The sequence below is a fragment of the Vibrio sp. 03_296 genome, from assembly GCF_002265885.1.
This window is the reverse complement of the sequence record NZ_NPKW01001270.1, coordinates 1-676: the sequence shown is the minus strand read 5'-3', so window position 1 is coordinate 676 and position 676 is coordinate 1. Positions and strand designations below refer to the sequence as shown.

Annotated in this window: 1 pseudogene; it reads right to left on the bottom strand. The window is 45.0% G+C overall.

The window, feature by feature from the left end:
• Positions 1–676: pseudogene (locus tag CIK04_RS31500) on the bottom strand (IS4-like element ISVvu3 family transposase); the annotation flags it as partial.

Below are 676 nucleotides of genomic sequence, written 5' to 3'. Positions count from 1 at the left end.
GGCCGATTTGGCTTAGGGCGTTTGTCTATAAAAAGGATGGATAAGTCTCCGCGCAGACTTTTTAGACGCTTCGGTGTATTACCTGGAGATACCGCTTTGCTCATTACTTTCAGTTGACTAGCGATGAACTGACAAGCGTATTTAAAACTGATTTCATTGGCCATTCGACCATGTGCTACGGCCGCTTGACTGGCTTCTCGTCTTACCAAGTTATAACCAAGCAACAGCCCCCATAACTCTTGATAGACAGCTCGACCGTCTTACTCCTCAGCACTAACGCGTTGTGCTGCATCGAACTTTTTATGTCTCTGTACCCTAACTCAATTTCCCATCTCTCATGGTAAAGCTCGGCTACTGATTCCGCATCGTACTCTTCCCTAGGCAAAGACGTAAACACTGTTTTGTGCTTACCTTGTACTTGATAAGTAACGGCTCTGACTTGCCATTTTTCAGGTAGGTTAGGATTTTTCTTGCGAGCCTGTGGAGAGACTTTCATTTCTACCAACATGTCGTCGCTCTCTTCATCGTCCAGAAGTCTGAATTTCACCCCTTTCTTCGCTGGTAACAACCAATGCCTGTTGGAGCCACTATTTTGGAGAGAAAGAAGTAAGTCTGCGCCATAAAACCCCTTATCTAGTAAAGTCACTGAGTTATCAGGTAGAGAGTCAATAAAGGG